A 19619-nucleotide genomic window follows, 5' to 3' on the forward strand; every position below is an offset into this window, starting at 1 on the left:
TCAGCCATACCCGAATCGACCACGCCCATGACCGCCCCCCGCACACCCAAACCTGCGCGCAAGAAGCCCGATGCTGCGACCCCGAGCAAAGCCGTCGAGCCGCGTGAGAAGGCGAGCCTGCATCCGCGCAATCGCCATCAGGGACGTTACGACTTCCCGGCGCTGATCAAGACCACGCCGGAACTGGCGAAGTTTGTAATCGCCAACCCGTACGGCAAGGAAAGCATCGACTTCGCCAGCCCGGACGCGGTGCGCGTGTTCAACCGGGCACTGCTTAAATCGTTTTACGGCATCCAGCATTGGGACATCCCGGCTGACTACCTCTGCCCACCGGTGCCGGGCCGCGCCGATTACGTGCATTTTCTCGCCGACCTGCTGGCGAGCATGAACGACGGCAAAGTGCCGCGCGGCGCGATTGTCAATGTGCTGGACATCGGCATGGGCGCCAACTGCGTGTACCCACTGATCGGCAACAGTGAGTACCGCTGGCACTTCCTCGGCTCGGAGATCGACCCCACTGCTGTGGCTGCGGCCCGCGCCATCGTGCAGTCCAACGACCTGAGCAAGGTCATCAAGCTGCGCCAGCAGGAAAACCGCAAGCATATTCTCATCGGCTTGCTGGAACCGGGCGAACGTTTCGACCTGACCATGTGCAACCCGCCGTTCCACGCCTCGATGGACGAAGCGACCAAGGGCAGCGAGCGCAAATGGCGCGCATTGGGCAAGGCTGATCCGAAACGCAAACTGCCGGTGCTGAACTTCGGCGGCCAGTCGGCGGAACTGTGGTGTGAAGGCGGTGAAGCGCGCTTTGTGACGCAACTGATTGCCGAGAGCGCCAACTTCCAGCACAAGGTGCTGTGGTTCAGCACGCTGGTCTCAAAGGCATCGAACCTGCCGGCCATCGAAATCGCGCTGAAGAAAGCGGGTGTACTGGAAAGCCAGGTCGTGGAGATGTCCCAGGGGCAGAAGCAGAGCCGCTTTGTGGCCTGGACGTTTCAGACCAGGTCCGAACAGCAAATCTGGCGGCGTGAGCGCTGGGTTCGCTAACACTGAGCCACTGACTTGGCAAAGTTCCACTGTGGGAGCGAGCTTGCTCGCGAAGGCGATGTATCAGTCGATATTGAAGCTGACTGACACACTGCTATCGCGAGCAAGCTCGCTCCCACAATGGTTTATGGCATTCATCAGTCAGTCATCAAATCACAGACACAAAAAAACCGTGCCCGGATCGCTCCGGGGCACGGTTTTTTTTATCGCTGCGTCTTACTTGTTCACAGCGTCGGTCAGGCCTTTGGCCACAACCAGCTTGATCACTTTCTTTGCAGGGATTTCGATGGCAGCGCCAGTCGATGGGTTACGGCCGGTGCGGGCAGGACGCTCGGTCACTTTCAGCTTGCCGATACCTGGCAAGGTGATTTCGCCGCCATTTTCCAGCTGATCGGCAACGATTTGGCCCAGTTGGTCCAGAGCGTTACGCGCGGTGGTTTTCGGCGCGTCGATAGCTTCAGCAATGTCGGCGATCAGTTGGTCTTTAGTAAGAGCCATGTAGTGTTCCTTCCCTATCAAATTCATATGGATTGCAGAGTGCAGTGTCAGCCATCGAGCCCGATCTTCTGGATCTGGCACCCTCGGCGATAACCACGACGAGTCGGGTTATAGATGCCGAAATCAGGGTTTGGTTCGACCTGACAAATGCTGAATGCACGCTTAACGCAGTGACTTCGCGTAAGACCGGGCAAAACTAGCACAGCGACAAGGAAATATCCGCCTCTAGCTACCCATTTGGTCAGCTTTATTGCTCTAAATCGGTAAAAAACTGCATAAGGCCGGGCGCACCCCTCGGTTTTGCCCTGCAACCCGCGCCAAAACCAGTGGTTGCGGTACACTGGGCGCTTTTTCGGGGGAGCCTGCCCTCCTTCCTTCAAACAGCCGAGAAGCCCATGCCGATCCGTCATTGCATCGTCCACCTGATCGACAAAAAACCCGACGGCACGCCCGCAGTTCTGCACGCCCGTGACACCGAACTGGCCGAGTCCGCAGCCATCGAAAACATGCTCGCCGACCTCAACGAGAGCTATAACGCCAAACAGGGCAAAGCCTGGGGTCTGTTCCATCCGGAGTCCGGCGCGTTCCCGTTCAGCGGCTGGCTGAAGGAATACATGGACGGCGGCAAGGACTTCACCGCCTTCAGCAAAGTCGCGGTCGAGCATCTGCAAAAGCTGATGGAAGAATCCAACCTGTCGGTCGGCGGCCATGTGCTGTTCGCCCACTATCAGCAAGGCATGACCGACTACCTGGCGATCGCCCTGCTGCACCACAGCGAAGGCGTGGCGGTGACCGACGAGCTGGACGTGACCCCGTCGCGCCACCTCGACCTCGGCCAGTTGCACCTGGCGGCGCGGATCAACGTCTCCGAGTGGCAGAACAACAAGCAGTCCAAACAGTACATTTCATTCATCAAGGGCAAGAACGGCAAAAAGGTCTCGGAATACTTCCGCGACTTCATTGGCTGCCAGGAAGGCGTCGACGGTCCAGGCGAAACCCGTACGCTACTGAAGGCCTTCAGTGATTTCGTCGAGAGCGAAGACCTGCCGGAAGACTCCGCCCGCGAAAAAACCAAGACATTGGTCGATTACGCCAGCAGCCAGGCCAAGCTCGGCGAACCAATGGGTCTGGAAGAGCTCTCGGAGTTGATCGATGAAGAACGCCCGAAAGCTTTCTACGATCACATCCGCAACAAGGACTACGGCCTGTCGCCGGAGATCCCGGCGGACAAGCGCACCCTCAATCAATTCCGCCGTTTCACTGGCCGTGCCGAAGGCCTGTCGATCAGCTTCGAAGCACACCTGCTGGGCTCGAAGATCGAGTACGACGAAGAGAACGGCACGCTGATCATCAAAGGCCTGCCAACCTCGCTGACTGATCAGTTGAAGCGGCGCAACTGATGCTCGGCAATGTGCTGAAGAAGGTTGTCCTGGTTCTGCTGGTCGTTGTGGTCTATCAGAACTGGGGCAAGATCGAGCGAGTTTTCAACCCGTCGCAAATGGTTTCTGAGCAGACACGCGTGCAGGCCAATGTCGTGCTCTATGCCACCGACTGGTGCGGCTACTGCAAGCAGACCAAGCGTTTTCTCGACAGCAAGGGCATCTCGTTCAAGGAGTTCGATATCGAGAAGGATGCCGAGGCGCGCAAAGCGTACGAGGCATTGGGCGGGCGCGGGATTCCGCTGATCGATGTCAACGGTACGCTGATTCGCGGGTTTGACCCGGACGAAATCCTCGCCGCCCTGAAATAACCTGTAGGAGTGAGCCTGCTCGCGATAGCGGTGTGTCAGTCGGCGGATTCATCAACTGACACACCGTTATCGCGAGCAGGCTCACTCCTACAGGGTTTTGCATCGGACTTGAGAGATCAGCGTGCTTCGATGCGGAATCCAAAACGCGGAAAGTGCACATGCACCACGCCGCCGCGCTCGTCTTCGCGGCGGATGATCAATTCCTCGCGACCGGCAAACAGCAACTCGCCGACCACCGGATCGACGCCATAGTCGATGGCCGCGATCGCCACCTGCTGCCCGGCCGTAAAGCCATTCGGATCAACGAACTGCTCATCCGGCAATGCCGCCGGCGTGCTGTTCCGCGCAACTTCCAGCGCCTCGGCGGAGGACATCTCGCTCGCCGCGCCATGACCAAAGCCCAGCACCCGCCCCAGCCACGCGACGACAGCCGGATACTCATCGACTAGAGGTGCGGTCACGTGTGTAGCCTTGAGGAACCACAGCGGATGCGCCAGCGCGAAGTCGGCAATCGATGGCTCACCGAACAGGAAGTCGCCCTGCTCGCGCTGCAGCTGTTGCTCCAGCCGCGCCATGATCGTCGGCCATTGATGCTTGGCCTGCTCGGCGCTCAGGCGCGTCGCACTACCACCGCTGAACAGCCCGGCGCGATCGGCGATAAACGCCTTGATCGCTTCCGGCGGCAACTTGCCGAAACGCACCGCCACCGACTCCGGCTGGAACACCAGGCTCACGGCATGTTGGAACACCACCGAGTCGGCCCACGCGGCAAAACTGGCGCTGACCATCTCCTGGCCTTCAGGAAAGAACGCGGGCAGGGCTTTCTCTTGTTCCAGGCGACGAGCGATCAGTGCGGTGTCGCAATAAATGTCCGCGCCAATCTGCAACACCGGCGTTTTGCGATAGCCACCAGTGAGGGCGGTCAGATCCGGTTTCGGCATCACCGGCGAGATATGCACCGACCGCCACGACAGACCTTTGAAGCCCAGCAGCAAGCGGGCCTTCTCGGCAAAAGGGGAAGTCGGGTAATGATGGAGAATCAACTCGGACATGCTCGGCTCCGCCGCTCAGATAATGAGCCCGCAGCTTAGCGCGCATTTGATTAGCAGCCTACAGATCCGCCTGATGGGAACCTATCAGTCAGATTGATAAGACGCGACCAGACATTCCTTGGCGCTCTTGCGCAGCTTTTTGATCAACCGTTCCTGGCGCAACGCATCGCTTTTGTCCAGGCACCGCTCGGTATAGACCAGCGCCATCGCCGGGCTGGAAAGGAAGAACCGCGCGCCTTTGCCACTTTGGTGCTTGGCAAAACGGCGCACGGGATCGTCGCTGATCCCGCAATACAACGAGCCGTTGGCGGCGCGAACGAGATAGACGAACCAGGATTTGCTCACCGGCTCGACAACATCGACAGAATTTTCGCTGAGGCTGGTCACTTCGGGATCGGGACGTGTAGGAAAACAGGCGGCGATTTTATCAGCGACCGGCCTGAAATGCCTTCAATCCCTTGCGCGCCTGCGCGCGGACGGCATTGCGCACCAGCGGCGTCCAGCCCAGCAGCAGGCCTTTGAAGCCCAACGCCTGCCGCGACCAGCGCCACAGATCGAAGTGGTCGTGGTGTTCGCAAATCTTGCCGTCGCGAAAGACGAAACGAGCCTGAATGTCGTTGATCACAATGTTGCCGGTCTGGCTGAACAGATACGTAGCGACCCAATGCGCGCCCCCCGTACGCTCGTCGGCGCGTACGTTGTCGAAGGTCAGCGAGAAATCCTTGGCGCGGGTGGTGAGCATGCGCCACATGTCACCGGCATCACGACCGCGCAATTCGCCGAAGGCCGGGTCGCTGAAAACCACATCATCGGTGTAGCAGGCGGCCATGGCTTCGGCGTCGAGGCGCTGGAAGGCTTCGTAGAAGCGGGTGATCAGGGCGCTGTGGGCTTCGCTCAAGGCAATCTCCAAAGAAAGAGGTACAGATTGCCAGCACGATAATCCGCAATGCCCATAAACACTATCGGCATTTATCTACCGAATACCTGGAGCATTTGAAACTTGCACAAAACCCTGTGGGAGCGAGCTTGCTCGCGAAGAGGCCGGCACATTCAACATGATCTATGACTGAACCACCGTCTTCGCGAGCAAGCTCGCTCCCACAGGGGATATCTCTGGCCCCAAAAAAGGGGTTGCGCGTCAGATTCTTTCGCTTTGCACCTGCACATACAGCGCACGCCCGGCGCCGAGGCCGGCAATGATCGCGCCGGTACCAATGATGCCGAAAATCCAGCCAACGGCACTCCAGCCACCCGTCCAGTCATGCACCACGCCGACCGCGAACGGCCCCATCGAGGCCAGCGTATAACCGAACCCCTGGGACATGCTCGACAGGTTCGCCGCGACATGGGAATCGCGCGAGCGCAGCACAATCAGCGTCAGCGCCAGGCTGAACGTGCCGCCCTGCCCCAGGCCGAGCAGGATCGCCCAGCCCCACAGGCCTTCGATTGGCGCATACAGACAACCGAACAGACCACCAAGGGTCAACGCCATCACGACGACAATCGCCAGACGCTGATCCTTGCCGCGCGTCGCCAGCCATGGCGCGGCCAGCGAGCTGGCCAGTTGAATGATTACCGAGCCGGACAGCACCAGACCGGCCTGCGTAGGCGTCAGCCCGCGACCGATAAGGATCGACGGCAACCAGCCGAACACGATGTAGGCCAGCGACGATTGCAAACCCATGTACAACGTCACCTGCCAGGCCAGCGGATCACGCAACAGCCCGCGCACCCGATAAGCGACATTGTGCGCGCCGTGTCTGGAGCCGACTTGCGGCAGCCAGAATACCGCGGCCAGCAGCGCCGGAATTACCCAGAAACCCAGCCCCATGGCCCAGCTGTTGCCGAAGTGTTCGCTCAGCGGCACGGTCGAGCCCGCCGCCATCGCCGCGCCCAGACACAGGGCCATGGTGTAGACGCCGGTCATGGTTCCGGCATGTTTGGCAAAGTCACGCTTGACGATGCCGGGCAGCAGAACACCGACAATGCCGATGCTGGCGCCGCCGAGGACGCTGCCGGCGAACAGGCCGATCTCACCAAAATTGCTGCGCAGGATAATCCCGCCAGCCAGCGTCAGCAGAATCCCCAGCACCACCCGCTCAGCACCAAAACGCCGGGCCAGAATCGGCGCCAGCGGCGCGAACAAGCCCAGGCACAGCACCGGCAACGTCGTCAGCAGCCCCGCCTGCGCCGCCGACAGTCCAAGGCTTCTGGAGACCTCGCTGAGCAGCGGCGCCATGCTCGACAGTGCCGGGCGCAAGTTGAGCGCTACCAGAATCAACCCAAGCAGCAACAGCCACGGACGCTTCACCAGCGGATGACTTTGCTGCACTTGCTCATCATCCGCCTCGGCATCAATCAGCAACTCTTGCAGTTCTGTCGTGCGGTTGTTCGCGGTGGCTATCTCGCTGCGGGACATGGTTTTCTCGGTCTCAAGGTTCATTGATCAGTTGCCTCGACAAGGCTTTGGCCCGCTCCGGGTCGCGTAGTTCGACCGCATCGAGCAGCGCGATGTGCAGGTCGAACACTTCCTGACGGCGCGGGACGATGTTCAGCGTCTGGCGCAATTGCGCGCCGACAATGCTGGAGAAGTAGCGATACAGCTCGCTGAGGGTCGGATTGTGCGCGGCGTCGACCAGACGCCGATGGAACACCAGATCGCAGGCGATGTAAGTGTCGAGATCGCCATGGTAGTGACTGCCGCTGGTGCCGAGCGCTTCGCGCAGTGCAACGAGATCCTCGTCGGTGCGACGTAGCGCCGCCAGGCCGATCGCCTCGACTTCGAGGATGTGCCGGGTTTCCCGCGCCTGATCCAGCGAACACCGCGACAACGCCTTCAGCGTGTCGAGCGGATCGACCACTGCGCGCAGATAACTGCCGTCGCCCTGACGGATTTCGATCAGCCCGGAAAACGCCAGCACGCGCATGGCTTCGCGCACGGTGTTGCGGCTGATGCCCAGCTCGGCGCACAGCTCAGGCTCGGTCGGCAAGCGCTCGCCGACCTGCCATGCGCCGCTGTTGATGCGCTGGCGTAACTGATCCAGCGCCTGATCGACCAGCGACCGTTTGATGAGTGGAGAAATGTCTGACATGAACCTCGCCTTTTCATCCAATCATAGGATGAATTTTCCGACATGTTAGTCAGACCCATGTAGGACGGCAACCACCTAGGGTCAATCGAGACACATGGAGCGGCATTTTCGATTGGTCAAAATTACCCTTTAAGGGTAATTTCAGGGACAGGGTTTTTGGCTTCTTATGGAAAAGAACACACCCCATTACGACTTGGCGGTGATCAAGTCTGAAGTGAGGCGACTGGGTCAAAATGCTTTCACCAAATCGTCAGTAAGGGCTGCTGAGAAGCTCGGCTTCAATATCAGCGAAATGCAGGAGACTGTTTTCGAGCTACAAACCAGGATGTTGTACAAATCGATGACTACCTATGACGATCATCGAATCTGGCAAGACGTGTATCACATCAATTCACGAGATCAGGAGATTTACATAAAGGTGACATACCGCCCTGGCGGCAGCCCACCGGTAATCTCCTTCAAGGAGAAGAACCCATGACAACCCAGCAATGTGTGAGCTGCGGTGCACGTGAGGGAATGAGGCATTTTCAGGGGCGCGGCGAAACCCTGAGAGTCAAAGGCATGGAGCGTCGTGTCGATGATCTTTCTGGCTGGGAATGCCAGAAGTGCGGCGAGATCGAATGGGACCCCGACACCGATAGTGCGCAACGGTATTGCGACGCAGGTGATGAACTGGTCATCGCCTCCAGGCAAATGATTGGTAACGAAATGAAGCGGATCCGTCGCAAATTGCATCTGACGCAGAAGGAGACGGTGCAACTGCTGTCGGGGGGTGGGCATAACGCATTCTCTCGCTATGAGCGCGGCGATGTATTGCCGCCCAAGGCGCTCATTTTGTTGATGCGTTTATTGGATCGCTACCCGTACTTGCTAACCGATGTAAAGACTCTCGGCGAAGGTGCAGATTTGAGAGGTTTCGAGCACATCGTCCATAAAGAACAGGAATTCCTTTCCGTCTCCTGACCCCCCCAAAAAACAAACCCGGCACATGGCCGGGTTGGTTTCACTCATCAACCATCAATGCAGAATCTGACTCAGGAACAACTTGGTCCGGTCATTCTGCGGATTATCAAAGAAGTCGTTCGGCGCGGCCTGCTCAACGATCTCGCCCTTGTCCATGAAAATAACGCGGTTCGCCACGGTGCGGGCAAAGCCCATTTCGTGGGTCACACAAAGCATGGTCATGCCGTCTTCCGCCAGGCCGATCATGGTGTCGAGCACTTCCTTCACCATCTCAGGGTCGAGCGCCGAGGTCGGCTCGTCGAACAGCATGATCTTCGGCTTCATGCACAGCGCGCGGGCAATCGCCACACGCTGTTGCTGACCACCGGACAACTGCCCCGGGTATTTATGCGCCTGCTCCGGAATGCGTACGCGCTCCAGGTAATGCATCGCGATTTCCTCGGCCTTGCGCTTGGGCATCTTGCGCACCCACATCGGCGCCAGGGTGCAGTTCTGCAGAATGGTCAGGTGCGGGAACAGGTTGAAGTGCTGGAATACCATGCCGACTTCACGGCGGATCGCTTCGATCTGCTTGAGGTCGTTGGTCAACTCCACGCCATCGACCACGATGCGACCCTGCTGGTGCTCTTCGAGGCGATTGAGACAACGAATCGTCGTCGACTTGCCCGAGCCCGACGGCCCGCATAGAACGATACGTTCGCCCTGTTTGACGTTGAGGTTGATGTCTTTCAGTACGTGGAACTGGCCGTACCACTTGTTGACGCCCTGCATCTGGATGATGCCTTCAGGGCCCACAGGCTTTTTGATTGCTTCGCTCATTTACAGAGAACTCCTAACGCTTGTGGCCAGTGTCGAGCTTGCGTTCCAGATGCATGGAATAGCGCGACATACCAAAACAGAAAATCCAGAACACCAGGGCGGCAAATACGTAGCCTTCGGTGGCCATGCCCAACCATTTCGGATCGGCAGCGGCTTGCTTGACGCTGTTGAGCAGGTCAAAGAGGCCGATGATGATCACAAGGCTGGTGTCCTTGAACAACGCAATGAACGTGTTGACGATGCCAGGAATCACCAGCTTCAGCGCTTGCGGCAGAATCACCAGGCCCATCGAACGCCAGTAACCGAGGCCCATCGCCGCCGCTGCTTCGTATTGGCCTTTAGGGATTGCTTGCAGACCACCGCGCACCACTTCGGCAACATAGGCGGACTGGAACAGGATCACGCCGATCAGTGCACGCAGCAGCTTGTCGAAGTTCATGCCTTCGGGCAGAAACAGCGGCAGCATCACCGAGGACATGAACAGCACGGTGATCAGCGGCACGCCGCGCCAGAACTCGATGAACGTCACGCAGACGACACGAATTGCCGGCATGTTCGAGCGCCGGCCCAGCGCCAGCACGATGCCCAACGGCAAAGCTCCGGCGATACCAACCGTGGCAATCACCAGGGTCAGCATCAGGCCGCCCCACTGGCTGGTCGGCACGGTGGTCATGCCAAAACCGCCATGCAGCAAGGTAAAGGCAATGATCGGGTACAGCACCAGGAAGCACAGCCCGTAGACCGCTTTGCGCGGCACCCGCGAGATGAACAGCGGTGCTGCGCCGATGACCGCCAGCCACACGGTCAGGTCCACGCGCCAGCGCAGTTCGGTCGGGTAATAGCCGTACATGAACTGGCCGAAACGCTGCTGAATGAACACCCAGCAGGCGCCTTCCTTGGTGCAGTCGGCGCGCGTGGTGCCGACCCAGTTGGCATCGACAATCGCCCAGCTGAGGATCGGCGGCACAACCAGATAAATCAGATAGAACGCAAACAGGGTCAGCAGGGTATTGAGCCAACTGGAGAACATGTTCGCACGCATCCACGTCACCACGCCGATGCTGGCGTTCGGTGGAGGCATGTCGGGTTTGAAAGTATGAGTACTCATGCGCTTTTCCTTACCGCTCGATCAGCGCAATGCGCTTGTTGTACCAGTTCATCAGCAGGGAAATGCTGATACTGATCGCCAGGTACACGCTCATGGTGATGGCAATCACTTCGATCGCCTGACCGGTCTGGTTAAGTACGGTGCCGGCGAACAGCGAAACCATTTCCGGGTAACCGATACCGGCCGCCAGCGAGGAGTTCTTCGCCAGGTTCAGGTATTGGCTGGTCAGCGGCGGAATGATCACGCGAAGGGCTTGCGGGATGATCACCTTGCGCAGGGTCGGGCCGTTGCGCAGGCCGAGCGAACGCGCCGCTTCGGTCTGGCCATGGCTGACCGACTTGATCCCGGAACGCACGATTTCGGCGATAAACGCCGCGGTATACACGGTCAGGGCCAGGGTCAACGCCAGCAGTTCCGGAATCAACACCCAGCCACCGACAAAGTTGAAGCCCTTGAGCTCAGGCATTTCCCAATGCAGCGGAGCGCCAAAAATCAGTGCGCACAAGGTCGGGATCACCAGCAGAATCGCCAGGCCGGCCCAGAACTTGTGGAACGGCACGCCGGTGTCTTCGAAGCGTTTGTTGGCCCAGCGGGTCATCAGCAAGATGCCGACGATCGCCACCACGATGCTGATCATGAAGGCCCAGAAGCCATCGGCGGCCAGTGCGGCCGGCATGTTCAGGCCACGGCTGCTGACGAAGAAGGTGTCGCCGAAGTTGTGGCTGTTGCGCGGCCCCGGCATGGTCAGGAACACTGCAAAGTACCAGAACAGAATCTGCAGCAGCGGCGGAATGTTGCGGAACACTTCCACATACACCGTCGCCAGTTTGGCAATGATCCAGTTCTGCGACAGTCGTGCCACGCCGATGATGAATCCGAGAATCGTCGCCAGAACCACACCGATCACGGTCACCAGCAAGGTGTTGAGAAGACCGATGACAAAGACGCGGGCATAGCTGTCCGCTTCGGTGTAGTCGATCAGGTGTTGAGCGATGCCGAACCCGGCACTGCGCTCCAGAAAGCCGAAACCGGACGTAATGCCCCGGTGCTGAAGGTTGGTTTGGGTGTTGTCGAACAGGTACCAGCCAAGCGAGACCACCGCCACAACGGTGATGATCTGGAATAGCCACGCACGCACTCGTGGATCGCTGAGGCTGAACCTCTGCTTTGGTGCGCCGATAGAATTTTGCATGAAGTGCCCCGCAAGAAATGGAACAAGAACATCACCCGGCGGTTGGCCCGCCGGGCGATAGAACCATTAGCGCACTGGTGGTGCGTACTGAATGCCGCCGTTGTTCCACAGGGCGTTCAAGCCGCGGTCGATTTCCAGCGGAGTGCTCTTGCCGAGGTTTTTCTCGAAGATTTCGCCGTAGTTGCCGACTTGTTTGACGATCTGAACTACCCAGTCCTTCGGCAGTTTCAAGTCTTTGCCGTACTCGCCGTCAGCGCCGAGCATACGGGCCACGTCCGGGTTCTTGGTCGACTTGGCTTCTGCTTCGACGTTCTTCGACGTGATGCCGGCTTCTTCTGCGTTGAGCAGCGCGTAGCCGACCCAACGTACGATGGCCAGCCATTCGTCGTCGCCGTTACGCACGACCGGGCCCAGTGGTTCTTTGGAAATGGTTTCCGGCAGAACCACGTAGTCCTTCGGCGAGGCCAGCTTGCTGCGCTGGGCAAACAGCTGCGACTTGTCGGAGGTCAGCACATCGCAACGACCTGATTCCAGCGACTTGGCGCTTTCATCGGAGGTGTCGAAAGTGATCGGGGTGTATTTCAGACCGTTGCCGCGGAAGTAGTCGGAAACGTTCAGCTCGGTGGTGGTACCGGCCTGGATGCAGATGGTTGCACCGTCCAGCTCTTTGGCACTTTTCACGCCCAGCTTGTTGTTAACCAGGAAGCCGATACCGTCGTAGTAGGTAATGAAGCCCGGGAATTTCAGGCCCATGCCCGCATCGCGAGAGCTGGTCATGGTGGTGTTGCGCGACAGGATGTCGATCTCGCCCGATTGCAGCGCGGTGAAGCGCTCCTTGGCGTTCAACTGACTGAACTTGACCTTGCTCGCGTCGCCGAAAACGGCGGCGGCCACAGCGCGGCAGACGTCGGCATCGATGCCGAGGATCTTGCCGGTTGCGTCCGGTACCGAGAAGCCTGGCAGACCGTCGCTCACGCCACACTGCACGAAACCTTTCTTTTGTACCGCATCCAGGGTTGCACCCGCCTGAGCGAACCCGCTGACGCCGAGTACTGCTGCAGCAGTCACGACCGCCAGAGTGGATTTCAACATCTTCATTCAAACCTCCAGTTTTGCTCTTGTTGTGTCGGAGCTTGAGTCCAGTCGCACCCTTTTGAGGCGTTGTTGACCCGTGTTGGCTTTTTTTGGGGTCAACCGACGTAAGACCTTCGCTATGAGTCTAGTAGGAGAAAATCCACATCATGGATCACTCACTTCTCACCAATCGGCCGAACGGGCTGTAGCCCTTTCACGTTCGCTAAGCCCGTAGCGGCCATTGGCGAACATCCATCACCGGATTCGTTGCTGTCCCTTCGCGCGACGTAGACTGATAGTGTTACCGCCACGCGTAGGACGCTTCGTACAGAAACCTCCATAGCAAACGCCGTACCACACCGCTCGCCAAAGTGATTGCGCGACACGTCAATAGCAAAACTTGTAACCTTGCGACATCTTCTTAACGGATCAACCGGGCGCGCACTTCAATCACGCACTCAATGGGAGCGCCCGCACATTTTTGGAGCAAACATGACCGAGCCCTTGATTCTTCAGCCTGTTAAGCCCGCAGACGCCTGCGTGATCTGGCTGCACGGCCTCGGCGCCGACCGCTATGACTTTCTGCCGGTGGCCGAGGCACTGCAGGAAAGTCTGCTGAGCACACGCTTTGTGCTGCCACAGGCGCCAACCCTTCCGGTGACGATAAATGGCGGATATGCCATGCCCAGCTGGTACGACATCAAAGCCATGAGCCCGGCCCGGGCGATTGACCGTGACCAGCTGGAAGCGTCGGCGGATCGCATCATTGAATTGATCGAAACCGAGCGCGCCAGCGGAATAGACGCCTCGCGGATTTTTCTCGCCGGTTTTTCCCAGGGCGGCGCCGTGGTGCTGCACACCGCTTTTGTGAAATGGCAGGGGCCATTGGGTGGGGTTTTGGCGTTGTCGACCTATGCGCCGACTTTCAGCGATGAAATGGAATTATCCGCCAGCCAGCAGCGGATTCCGGCGCTGTGCCTGCACGGCCAGTTCGATGGCGTGGTGCAGAACTCGATGGGCCGCAGCGCCTACGAGCATTTGCTGAAGCATGGTGTCACCGTGACATGGCAGGAATACCCAATGGAGCACGAAGTGTTACCCGAAGAAATTCGCGACATCGGTGTCTGGTTGAGCGAACGCCTGCGCTAAGCGTCGGCTTTATTGGCAGCCTTTGCGCCTCCCCCTACGCCGCGCCCGTTTCTTGCATTACACTGGCCGGCGTACATTCCTTAACCAATTGATGAGATGACCGTGCTCAAAGCACTCAAGAAGATGTTCGGTAAAAGCGAGGCTGAGCAGCTCGCGCCAGTTCCCAGTGCGCCGTCGCACGCCGCCGGTCATCGCAGCGATGCCCCGCAGGCCGACTTCCCCGCTCCCGTAGCTGCACCGAAGCCAGAAACAAAACACCAGCCGCAATCGGCATCGGCCGTGCCCCTCGCCGCCGAACCAGCCTGCAGCGAAACGCCGAAACCGGCCAGACCGCGCCGCGAACCCAAGCCCAAGGCCCCGGTGATTCCGTGGAAACTCGAAGACTTCGTCGTCGAGCCCCAGGAAGGCAAAACCCGCTTCCATGATTTCAAGCTCTCGCCAGAACTGATGCACGCCATCCAGGATCTGGGCTTTCCGTATTGCACGCCGATCCAGGCGCAGGTGCTTGGTTACACCCTGGCCGGCAAAGACGCCATCGGCCGCGCGCAGACCGGCACCGGCAAGACTGCCGCGTTTCTGATCTCGATCATCACCCAGCTGTTGCAGACGCCACCGCCGAAAGAACGCTACATGGGCGAACCCCGTGCGCTGATCATCGCGCCGACCCGTGAGCTGGTGGTGCAGATCGCCAAAGACGCCGCTGACCTGACCAAGTACACCGGACTCAACGTGATGACCTTTGTCGGTGGCATGGATTTCGACAAACAGCTCAAGCACCTCGAAGCACGGCACTGCGACATTCTCGTGGCGACCCCGGGCCGCTTGCTCGATTTCAACCAGCGTGGCGACGTGCACCTGGACATGGTCGAAGTGATGGTGCTGGACGAAGCCGACCGCATGCTCGACATGGGTTTCATCCCGCAGGTCCGGCAGATCATCCGCCAGACGCCGCCGAAATCCGAGCGCCAGACCCTGCTGTTCTCCGCGACCTTTACCGAAGACGTGATGAACCTCGCCAAGCAATGGACCACCGACCCGGCCATCGTCGAAATCGAAGTCACCAACGTCGCCAACGAGAACGTCGAGCAGCACATCTACGCCGTGGCCGCCGCCGACAAATACAAACTGCTCTACAACCTGGTCAACGATAACGGCTGGGAACGGGTCATCGTGTTTGCCAACCGCAAGGACGAAGTGCGCCGTATCGAAGAACGTCTGGTGCGCGACGGCATCAACGCCGCGCAACTGTCTGGCGATGTGCCGCAGCACAAGCGCATCAAGACTCTGGAAGGTTTCCGCGAAGGCAAGATTCGCGTGCTGGTGGCCACCGATGTCGCCGGTCGCGGCATCCACATCGACGGCATCAGCCACGTGATCAACTTCACCCTGCCGGAAGTGCCGGACGACTACGTGCACCGCATCGGCCGTACCGGTCGCGCAGGCGCTGACGGTGTGTCGATCAGCTTTGCCGGCGAGGACGACTCTTACCAGTTGCCGTCCATCGAAGAGAAGCTGGGACGCAAGATCAGCTGTGAAACGCCGCCGACGCATCTGCTGCGCCCGGTTGAGCGCAAGCGTCCGCAGTAAGCGACGTTCGACAAAAAAGCGCAGCCGGCAACGGACTGCGCTTTTTTTTCGCCCGCGTATTGCTCGATAGATCTAAAAGTCCATAATGGAAAGATAAGTTCAATTTCGGAGCGCATCATGTCCAGCACGCCCTATGTGATCGATCAGGCCCAGGCCCGCCAACTGCTGGCGCAAATCGATGTGCCGCATATTTTGCGCAAGCTGTTCCGCGATCTCGCGGCTGGCAACGCGGTACAGCCGGCGCAGCAACTGGTGGAATTCCCGAAGGGCGCCGGCGATTTCATCAATTATCTGGGCGTGCTGGCGGAAGACGGCGTGTACGGCGTGAAGACTTCGCCGTACATCGTCCGCAAGCAAGGCGCGCTGGTGACGGCGTGGACACTGCTGATGTCGATGAAAACCGGCCAGCCGCTGCTGCTGTGCGATGCCGGCGAATTGACCACCGCGCGGACTGCAGCGACCACCGCTGTGGCGATCGATGCCCTTGCCCCCGTTAACGCTACACGGCTGGCAATCATCGGCAGCGGCAAGGTTGCTCAGGCGCATCTGCACTATATGAAATCGTTGCGTGACTGGCAGAGCATCAGCGTTTACTCACCTTCGCTGCACACCGACGCTGAAACTCAAGCCGCGTTGAAAGCCATCGCGCCCGAGCTGAACATCGCCGCCAGTCGCGAAACTGCTCTCGCCGATGCTGACGTCATCATGCTTTGTACCTCGTCCGCCGGGCCGGTGATCGACCCGGCTACGCTGAGCAAACCGGCACTGATCACCTCGATCAGCACCAACGCCCCACGCGCCCACGAAGTGCCGCCGGTCAGCCTCAACGACATGCAGGTCTTCTGCGACTATCGTCTGACCACGCCGGACTCGGCGGGTGAAATGGTGATTGCGGCAGAGCAGCACGGCTGGAGCAAGGATTCAATTGTGGGTGACCTGGCGGATCTGCTCAGCGAGAAGGTGCAGCGTCCCGATTACCGGCGTCATGTGTTTTTCCGTTCGATCGGTTTGGGCCTGGAAGACATTGCCCTCGCCAATGCCATTTATCACCTTCATCACCTCAATCAAGCCTGATGCAATCCCGTGGGAGCGAGCTTGCTCGCGAATACGGTCTGACAGTCGCCCAATGCATTGACTGAAGGATCGCTTTCGCGAGCACGCTCGCTCCCACAGGGGTTGCGCGTATTTCAATTGACCGTCAGGAGTTTTTCATGAGTCAGGCAGATTTCATCATCATCGGCGGCGGAATTGCTGGCGCTTCCACTGGTTTCTGGCTGTCGCCACACGCCAAAGTGATTGTGCTCGAACGCGAATCCCACCCGGCTTATCACTCCACCGGCCGTTCCGCCGCGCTGTTCACCGCGGCTTACGGCACACCGCAGGTGCGCGCGCTGACCCAGGCCAGCCGCGCGTTTTTCGACCATCCGCCGGCCGGTTTCTGTGAACACCCGCTACTGACGCCACGCGGCGAAATGACTGTGGATTTCACCGGTGACGCCGCCGAATTGAACAACCAATACCTCAGCGCCAAAGCCACGGTGCCAGAGATGCAACTGCTCAGCGCCGACGAAGCCTGCGCACGCCTGCCGATTCTGCGCCGGGAAAAAGTCCACGGCGCGATCTACGATCCGAGCGCCAGCGATATCGACACCGACGCCCTGCATCAGGGATACCTGCGCGGCATCCGCCGCCACAACGGCGAAGTACACACTGATTGCGAAGTGCTCGGCCTGAACCGCGACGCCGAGGGTTTGTGGCACGTTCAAACCAACGGCCAGACGTTCAGCGCCCCGGTGATCATCAACGCCGCCGGGGCCTGGGCCGACGAGATCGGCACTATGGCCGGTGCAACTGCGCTGGGCCTGCAACCGAAACGCCGCGCCGCGTTCATCTTCGCCGGGCCCGAAGGCGTCGATATTCATCACTGGCCGATGCTGGTCAGCCTCGACGAATCCTTCTACATGAAGCCCGATGCCGGAATGTTTCTCGGCTCGCCGGCCAATGCCGATCCGGTCGAACCCCATGATGTCCAGCCCGAAGAGCTGGACATCGCCATGGGCATCTATCAGATCGAAGAAGCCACCACCCTGACCATTCGCCGTCCGACCCGCACTTGGGCCGGGTTGCGCAGCTTTGTCGCCGACGGCGATTTGCTCAGCGGTTTCGATCCGCAGGTGCCGGGGTTGTTCTGGGTGGCGGCGCAGGGCGGCTACGGCATTCAGACGTCGCCGGCGATGGGCCAGGCCAGTGCGGCACTGGTGCGTGGCCAGCCACTGCCCGAGCACCTGCAGCAATTCGGGCTGAACAGCGCCATGCTCTCCCCTGCTCGCCTGCGCTGAATCCGTGCGGTGACGCGCGCCACGGATTGCGGCACACTCCCTGCGCCTCCTGATCACGGAGGCGTTGACGCTGCCTGGAGCTCCACTGTCATGACCGCCCCCGAATTCGACCCGGCGCTGGATAATTTCCGCGCCATTGCCGATGCCATCGCCACGCTGTTCTTCCCGCACGCCGAAGTGGTGCTGCATGACCTGCGTACGCAGAAGGTCGACTACATCGCCAACAACCTGTCCAAACGCGAGATCGGCGACGACTCGTCGCTGGAAGACATGCTCAGCGAGGACGTTAGTGACCGCAACATCGGCCCCTACGAAAAGCTCAACTGGGACGGTCAGAAGATCCGCAGCCTGAGCAGCGTTCTGCGCGACAGCGAAGGCGCGCCGCTGGCGGTGCTGTGCATCAACCTGAATATTTCATTGTTCGAAAATGCCAAGGCAGCGCTCGACCTGTTCCTCTCGCCGAGCAAACTGATCCCGCAACCGGACGCACTGTTTCGCGATGACTGGCAGGAACGCATCAACACCTTCCTGCATGCCTGGCTGCGCGAACGCCAGTTGAGCCTGAATGTGCTGACCCGCGATCACAAACGTGAACTGGTGCTGGCGCTGCACGCCGAGGGCGCGTTCAAGGGCAAGAGTGCCTCGAATTATGTGGCCAATGTGCTGAACATGGGGCGGGCGACGGTGTACAAGCATTTGAAGGAAATGAAGGGCTGAAAATTTGCTTCGAGAGCGCTGGCCTCTTCGCGAGCAGGCTCGCTCCCACAGGGGATCTATGAACGCCACAGATCCAATGTGGGAGCGAGCCTGCTCGCGAAAGCGGTTGATCAATCGCCGTAGATATCAGCTTTGAAATACTTCTCGGAGATTTTCTGGTACTCGCCACTCGCACGAATGCCATCAATGGCCCCGTTCAATTGGCTGACCAGCTCCGAATCGCCCTTGCGCACCGCAATCCCTGCGCCTTCACCGACATACTTCGGATCCTTCAGCTCAGGCCCGACAAACGCATAGCCCTTGCCGCGCGGCATCGACAAAAAGTCATTCAGCGGAATGGTATCGGCAAAAATCGCGTCAAGCCGGCCTGCCGCGAGATCCATGTAGATCTCTTCGTTGTTGCTGTAACGCTTGACGTTGACGCCCTTGGGCTCGAACACCTCGGTGGCGAACCGATCAGTCGTGGTGGCGCGCTGTACACCGACATTCTTGCCCTTGAGGCTGGCGTACTGATCATCAACTGGCGCCTTCCCTCATCACCAGACGCGAAGAAGTGAAGTAATACTTGTGGGTGAAATCCACCGACTTCTTGCGATCCTCATTGATAGTCATCGACGACAGGGCCATGTCGATCTTCTTCACTTTCAGCGAAGGAATCAGCCCGTCGAACTCACCCTCGACCCACACGCACTTGACCTTCATCTGCGCGCACAGCGCATTGCCAATGTCGTAGTCGAAACCGACGATTTCACCCTTGTCGGTTTTCGAGGCAAACGGTGGGTAAGCGGCTTCGATGCCGATGCGCAGGGTTTTCTCGGCGGCGAAGGTGCTGGCACAGGCCAACAGACCAAAGGCCAGACCGGTGATGAGGGGGAGTTTCTTCATGTTCGTTCTCTCGCGGGTGGTTGGCAAGAAAGCAGCTTCAAGCGGCAAGCTATCAGCGGCAAGACAGAAGCTTTTTTGTACTTGGAAATCCATACTGGACTTATAGGTACAATCCGTCAATTAGGGAGGCGAGAGTGTCTGCGAAGTTTTTGGTGTTGCAGATGGCCCCTTCGCGAGCAAGCTCGCTCCCACATTGGATTTGTGCATGACACAGGTCCCATGTGGGAGATTCTATGGTTCATGCCTAGCCCCTAAACGCCTTTGGGTGAGTATTCGCTCTGGTTTTTCAACAGAGCAAATACCACCCGTGCAAGCTTGCGGGCTAGTGCGACCAGTGCTTGGGTAGT

At 59.2% G+C, this 19619-nt stretch carries 20 protein-coding genes and 1 pseudogene; 10 read left to right on the forward strand and 11 right to left on the reverse strand.

The window, feature by feature from the left end; all coding sequences use genetic code 11:
• Positions 1-27 precede the first annotated feature (27 nt).
• The gene (gene rlmF, locus V6F91_RS05070) at positions 28-1047 is read left to right on the forward strand and encodes a 23S rRNA (adenine(1618)-N(6))-methyltransferase RlmF (protein WP_332762800.1); all 1020 of its coding nucleotides are present in this window, start codon (positions 28-30) and stop codon (positions 1045-1047) included.
• Positions 1048-1263: 216 nt separating this feature from the next.
• On the opposite strand, the gene V6F91_RS05075 is transcribed toward rlmF, so the two are convergent.
• The gene (locus V6F91_RS05075) at positions 1264-1545 is read right to left on the reverse strand and encodes an HU family DNA-binding protein (protein ID WP_003221909.1); all 282 of its coding nucleotides are present in this window, start codon (positions 1543-1545) and stop codon (positions 1264-1266) included.
• Between the two features lie 395 nt (positions 1546-1940).
• Here V6F91_RS05075 and yejK point away from each other — a divergent pair, with 395 nt between their 5' ends.
• Together yejK and V6F91_RS05085 are read left to right on the forward strand one after the other, a co-directional pair.
• Complete coding sequence (gene yejK, locus V6F91_RS05080) at positions 1941-2945, forward strand: nucleoid-associated protein YejK (protein ID WP_093104504.1); 1005 nt, start codon at positions 1941-1943, stop codon at positions 2943-2945.
• Positions 2945-3295 carry a glutaredoxin family protein gene (locus V6F91_RS05085; RefSeq protein WP_332762803.1) on the forward strand — a complete coding sequence of 117 codons (351 nt, stop codon included), beginning with the start codon at positions 2945-2947 and terminating at the stop codon, positions 3293-3295. Before yejK ends, V6F91_RS05085 begins: the two co-directional genes overlap by 1 nt.
• A 116-nt stretch (positions 3296-3411) precedes the next feature.
• Here V6F91_RS05085 and V6F91_RS05090 read toward each other — a convergent pair whose 3' ends face one another.
• The 5 genes from V6F91_RS05090 to V6F91_RS05110 form a co-directional block, all read right to left on the reverse strand.
• Complete coding sequence (locus V6F91_RS05090) at positions 3412-4347, reverse strand: glutathione S-transferase family protein (RefSeq protein ID WP_332762805.1); 936 nt, start codon at positions 4345-4347, stop codon at positions 3412-3414.
• A gap of 84 nt (positions 4348-4431) precedes the next feature.
• Positions 4432-4734 (reverse strand): GIY-YIG nuclease family protein, encoded by a 303-nt coding sequence (locus V6F91_RS05095; protein WP_332762807.1) that lies wholly within the window; start codon positions 4732-4734, stop codon positions 4432-4434.
• Between the two features lie 40 nt (positions 4735-4774).
• Complete coding sequence (locus V6F91_RS05100) at positions 4775-5245, reverse strand: nuclear transport factor 2 family protein (RefSeq protein ID WP_206415454.1); 471 nt, start codon at positions 5243-5245, stop codon at positions 4775-4777.
• Between the two features lie 240 nt (positions 5246-5485).
• Entirely contained in the window at positions 5486-6790 is a 1305-nt protein-coding gene (locus V6F91_RS05105) for a CynX/NimT family MFS transporter (RefSeq protein ID WP_332762808.1), read from the reverse strand.
• Complete coding sequence (locus tag V6F91_RS05110) at positions 6780-7439, reverse strand: FadR/GntR family transcriptional regulator (protein ID WP_332762809.1); 660 nt, start codon at positions 7437-7439, stop codon at positions 6780-6782. The genes V6F91_RS05105 and V6F91_RS05110 overlap by 11 nt, the downstream gene beginning before the upstream one ends.
• A gap of 166 nt (positions 7440-7605) precedes the next feature.
• Between V6F91_RS05110 and V6F91_RS05115 the strand changes: the two genes are divergently transcribed.
• Both V6F91_RS05115 and V6F91_RS05120 read left to right on the forward strand, forming a co-directional pair.
• Positions 7606-7917 (forward strand): type II toxin-antitoxin system MqsR family toxin, encoded by a 312-nt coding sequence (locus tag V6F91_RS05115; protein WP_332762810.1) that lies wholly within the window; start codon positions 7606-7608, stop codon positions 7915-7917.
• Positions 7914-8402 carry a type II toxin-antitoxin system MqsA family antitoxin gene (locus tag V6F91_RS05120; RefSeq protein WP_332762811.1) on the forward strand — a complete coding sequence of 163 codons (489 nt, stop codon included), beginning with the start codon at positions 7914-7916 and terminating at the stop codon, positions 8400-8402. Before V6F91_RS05115 ends, V6F91_RS05120 begins: the two co-directional genes overlap by 4 nt.
• Positions 8403-8456: 54 nt before the next feature.
• Here the strand turns inward: V6F91_RS05120 and V6F91_RS05125 are convergent, their stop codons facing one another.
• The 4 genes from V6F91_RS05125 to V6F91_RS05140 form a co-directional block, all read right to left on the reverse strand.
• Positions 8457-9221 carry an amino acid ABC transporter ATP-binding protein gene (locus tag V6F91_RS05125; protein ID WP_016771581.1) on the reverse strand — a complete coding sequence of 255 codons (765 nt, stop codon included), beginning with the start codon at positions 9219-9221 and terminating at the stop codon, positions 8457-8459.
• Positions 9222-9234: 13 nt separating this feature from the next.
• Positions 9235-10329 (reverse strand): amino acid ABC transporter permease, encoded by a 1095-nt coding sequence (locus tag V6F91_RS05130; protein WP_332762814.1) that lies wholly within the window; start codon positions 10327-10329, stop codon positions 9235-9237.
• A gap of 10 nt (positions 10330-10339) precedes the next feature.
• Complete coding sequence (locus tag V6F91_RS05135) at positions 10340-11521, reverse strand: amino acid ABC transporter permease (RefSeq protein ID WP_332762816.1); 1182 nt, start codon at positions 11519-11521, stop codon at positions 10340-10342.
• Positions 11522-11587: 66 nt separating this feature from the next.
• Complete coding sequence (locus V6F91_RS05140) at positions 11588-12619, reverse strand: amino acid ABC transporter substrate-binding protein (RefSeq protein WP_090281876.1); 1032 nt, start codon at positions 12617-12619, stop codon at positions 11588-11590.
• Positions 12620-13087: 468 nt separating this feature from the next.
• Between V6F91_RS05140 and V6F91_RS05145 the strand changes: the two genes are divergently transcribed.
• The 5 genes from V6F91_RS05145 (at position 13088) to V6F91_RS05165 (ending at position 18387) form a co-directional block, all read left to right on the forward strand.
• A complete protein-coding gene (locus tag V6F91_RS05145) occupies positions 13088-13744 on the forward strand; it encodes an alpha/beta hydrolase (protein ID WP_332762819.1) in 657 nt (218 codons plus the stop codon).
• 96 nt (positions 13745-13840) lie between these two features.
• Entirely contained in the window at positions 13841-15331 is a 1491-nt protein-coding gene (rhlB, locus tag V6F91_RS05150) for an ATP-dependent RNA helicase RhlB (protein WP_332762820.1), read from the forward strand.
• A gap of 117 nt (positions 15332-15448) precedes the next feature.
• A complete protein-coding gene (locus V6F91_RS05155; RefSeq protein WP_332762822.1) occupies positions 15449-16405 on the forward strand; it encodes an ornithine cyclodeaminase family protein in 957 nt (318 codons plus the stop codon).
• 137 nt (positions 16406-16542) lie between these two features.
• Positions 16543-17670, forward strand: a complete 1128-nt coding sequence (locus V6F91_RS05160; protein WP_332762824.1) for an FAD-binding oxidoreductase — start codon at positions 16543-16545, stop codon at positions 17668-17670.
• Positions 17671-17760: 90 nt separating this feature from the next.
• Positions 17761-18387 (forward strand): helix-turn-helix transcriptional regulator, encoded by a 627-nt coding sequence (locus V6F91_RS05165; protein WP_332762826.1) that lies wholly within the window; start codon positions 17761-17763, stop codon positions 18385-18387.
• A gap of 110 nt (positions 18388-18497) precedes the next feature.
• Here the strand turns inward: V6F91_RS05165 and V6F91_RS05170 are convergent.
• A pseudogene (locus V6F91_RS05170) lies at positions 18498-19272 on the reverse strand (ABC transporter substrate-binding protein).
• Positions 19273-19619: the final 347 nt, after the last annotated feature.

The sequence above is a fragment of the Pseudomonas koreensis genome, from assembly GCF_036668835.1.
GTDB lineage: Bacteria > Pseudomonadota > Gammaproteobacteria > Pseudomonadales > Pseudomonadaceae > Aquipseudomonas > Aquipseudomonas koreensis_I.

Excerpts from the sequence above, each read along its gene's own strand:
- rlmF (WP_332762800.1), top strand. The coding sequence starts at position 28 with ATGACCGCCCCCCGCACACCCAAACCTGCGCGCAAGAAGCCCGATGCT.
- V6F91_RS05075 (WP_003221909.1), bottom strand. The coding sequence starts at position 1,545 with ATGGCTCTTACTAAAGACCAACTGATCGCCGACATTGCTGAAGCTATC.
- yejK (WP_093104504.1), top strand. The coding sequence starts at position 1,941 with ATGCCGATCCGTCATTGCATCGTCCACCTGATCGACAAAAAACCCGAC.
- V6F91_RS05085 (WP_332762803.1), top strand. The coding sequence starts at position 2,945 with ATGCTCGGCAATGTGCTGAAGAAGGTTGTCCTGGTTCTGCTGGTCGTT.
- V6F91_RS05090 (WP_332762805.1), bottom strand. The coding sequence starts at position 4,347 with ATGTCCGAGTTGATTCTCCATCATTACCCGACTTCCCCTTTTGCCGAG.
- V6F91_RS05105 (WP_332762808.1), bottom strand. The coding sequence starts at position 6,790 with ATGAACCTTGAGACCGAGAAAACCATGTCCCGCAGCGAGATAGCCACC.
- V6F91_RS05110 (WP_332762809.1), bottom strand. The coding sequence starts at position 7,439 with ATGTCAGACATTTCTCCACTCATCAAACGGTCGCTGGTCGATCAGGCG.
- V6F91_RS05115 (WP_332762810.1), top strand. The coding sequence starts at position 7,606 with ATGGAAAAGAACACACCCCATTACGACTTGGCGGTGATCAAGTCTGAA.
- V6F91_RS05120 (WP_332762811.1), top strand. The coding sequence starts at position 7,914 with ATGACAACCCAGCAATGTGTGAGCTGCGGTGCACGTGAGGGAATGAGG.
- V6F91_RS05125 (WP_016771581.1), bottom strand. The coding sequence starts at position 9,221 with ATGAGCGAAGCAATCAAAAAGCCTGTGGGCCCTGAAGGCATCATCCAG.
- V6F91_RS05130 (WP_332762814.1), bottom strand. The coding sequence starts at position 10,329 with ATGAGTACTCATACTTTCAAACCCGACATGCCTCCACCGAACGCCAGC.
- V6F91_RS05135 (WP_332762816.1), bottom strand. The coding sequence starts at position 11,521 with ATGCAAAATTCTATCGGCGCACCAAAGCAGAGGTTCAGCCTCAGCGAT.
- V6F91_RS05140 (WP_090281876.1), bottom strand. The coding sequence starts at position 12,619 with ATGAAGATGTTGAAATCCACTCTGGCGGTCGTGACTGCTGCAGCAGTA.
- V6F91_RS05145 (WP_332762819.1), top strand. The coding sequence starts at position 13,088 with ATGACCGAGCCCTTGATTCTTCAGCCTGTTAAGCCCGCAGACGCCTGC.
- rhlB (WP_332762820.1), top strand. The coding sequence starts at position 13,841 with ATGACCGTGCTCAAAGCACTCAAGAAGATGTTCGGTAAAAGCGAGGCT.
- V6F91_RS05155 (WP_332762822.1), top strand. The coding sequence starts at position 15,449 with ATGTCCAGCACGCCCTATGTGATCGATCAGGCCCAGGCCCGCCAACTG.
- V6F91_RS05160 (WP_332762824.1), top strand. The coding sequence starts at position 16,543 with ATGAGTCAGGCAGATTTCATCATCATCGGCGGCGGAATTGCTGGCGCT.
- V6F91_RS05165 (WP_332762826.1), top strand. The coding sequence starts at position 17,761 with ATGACCGCCCCCGAATTCGACCCGGCGCTGGATAATTTCCGCGCCATT.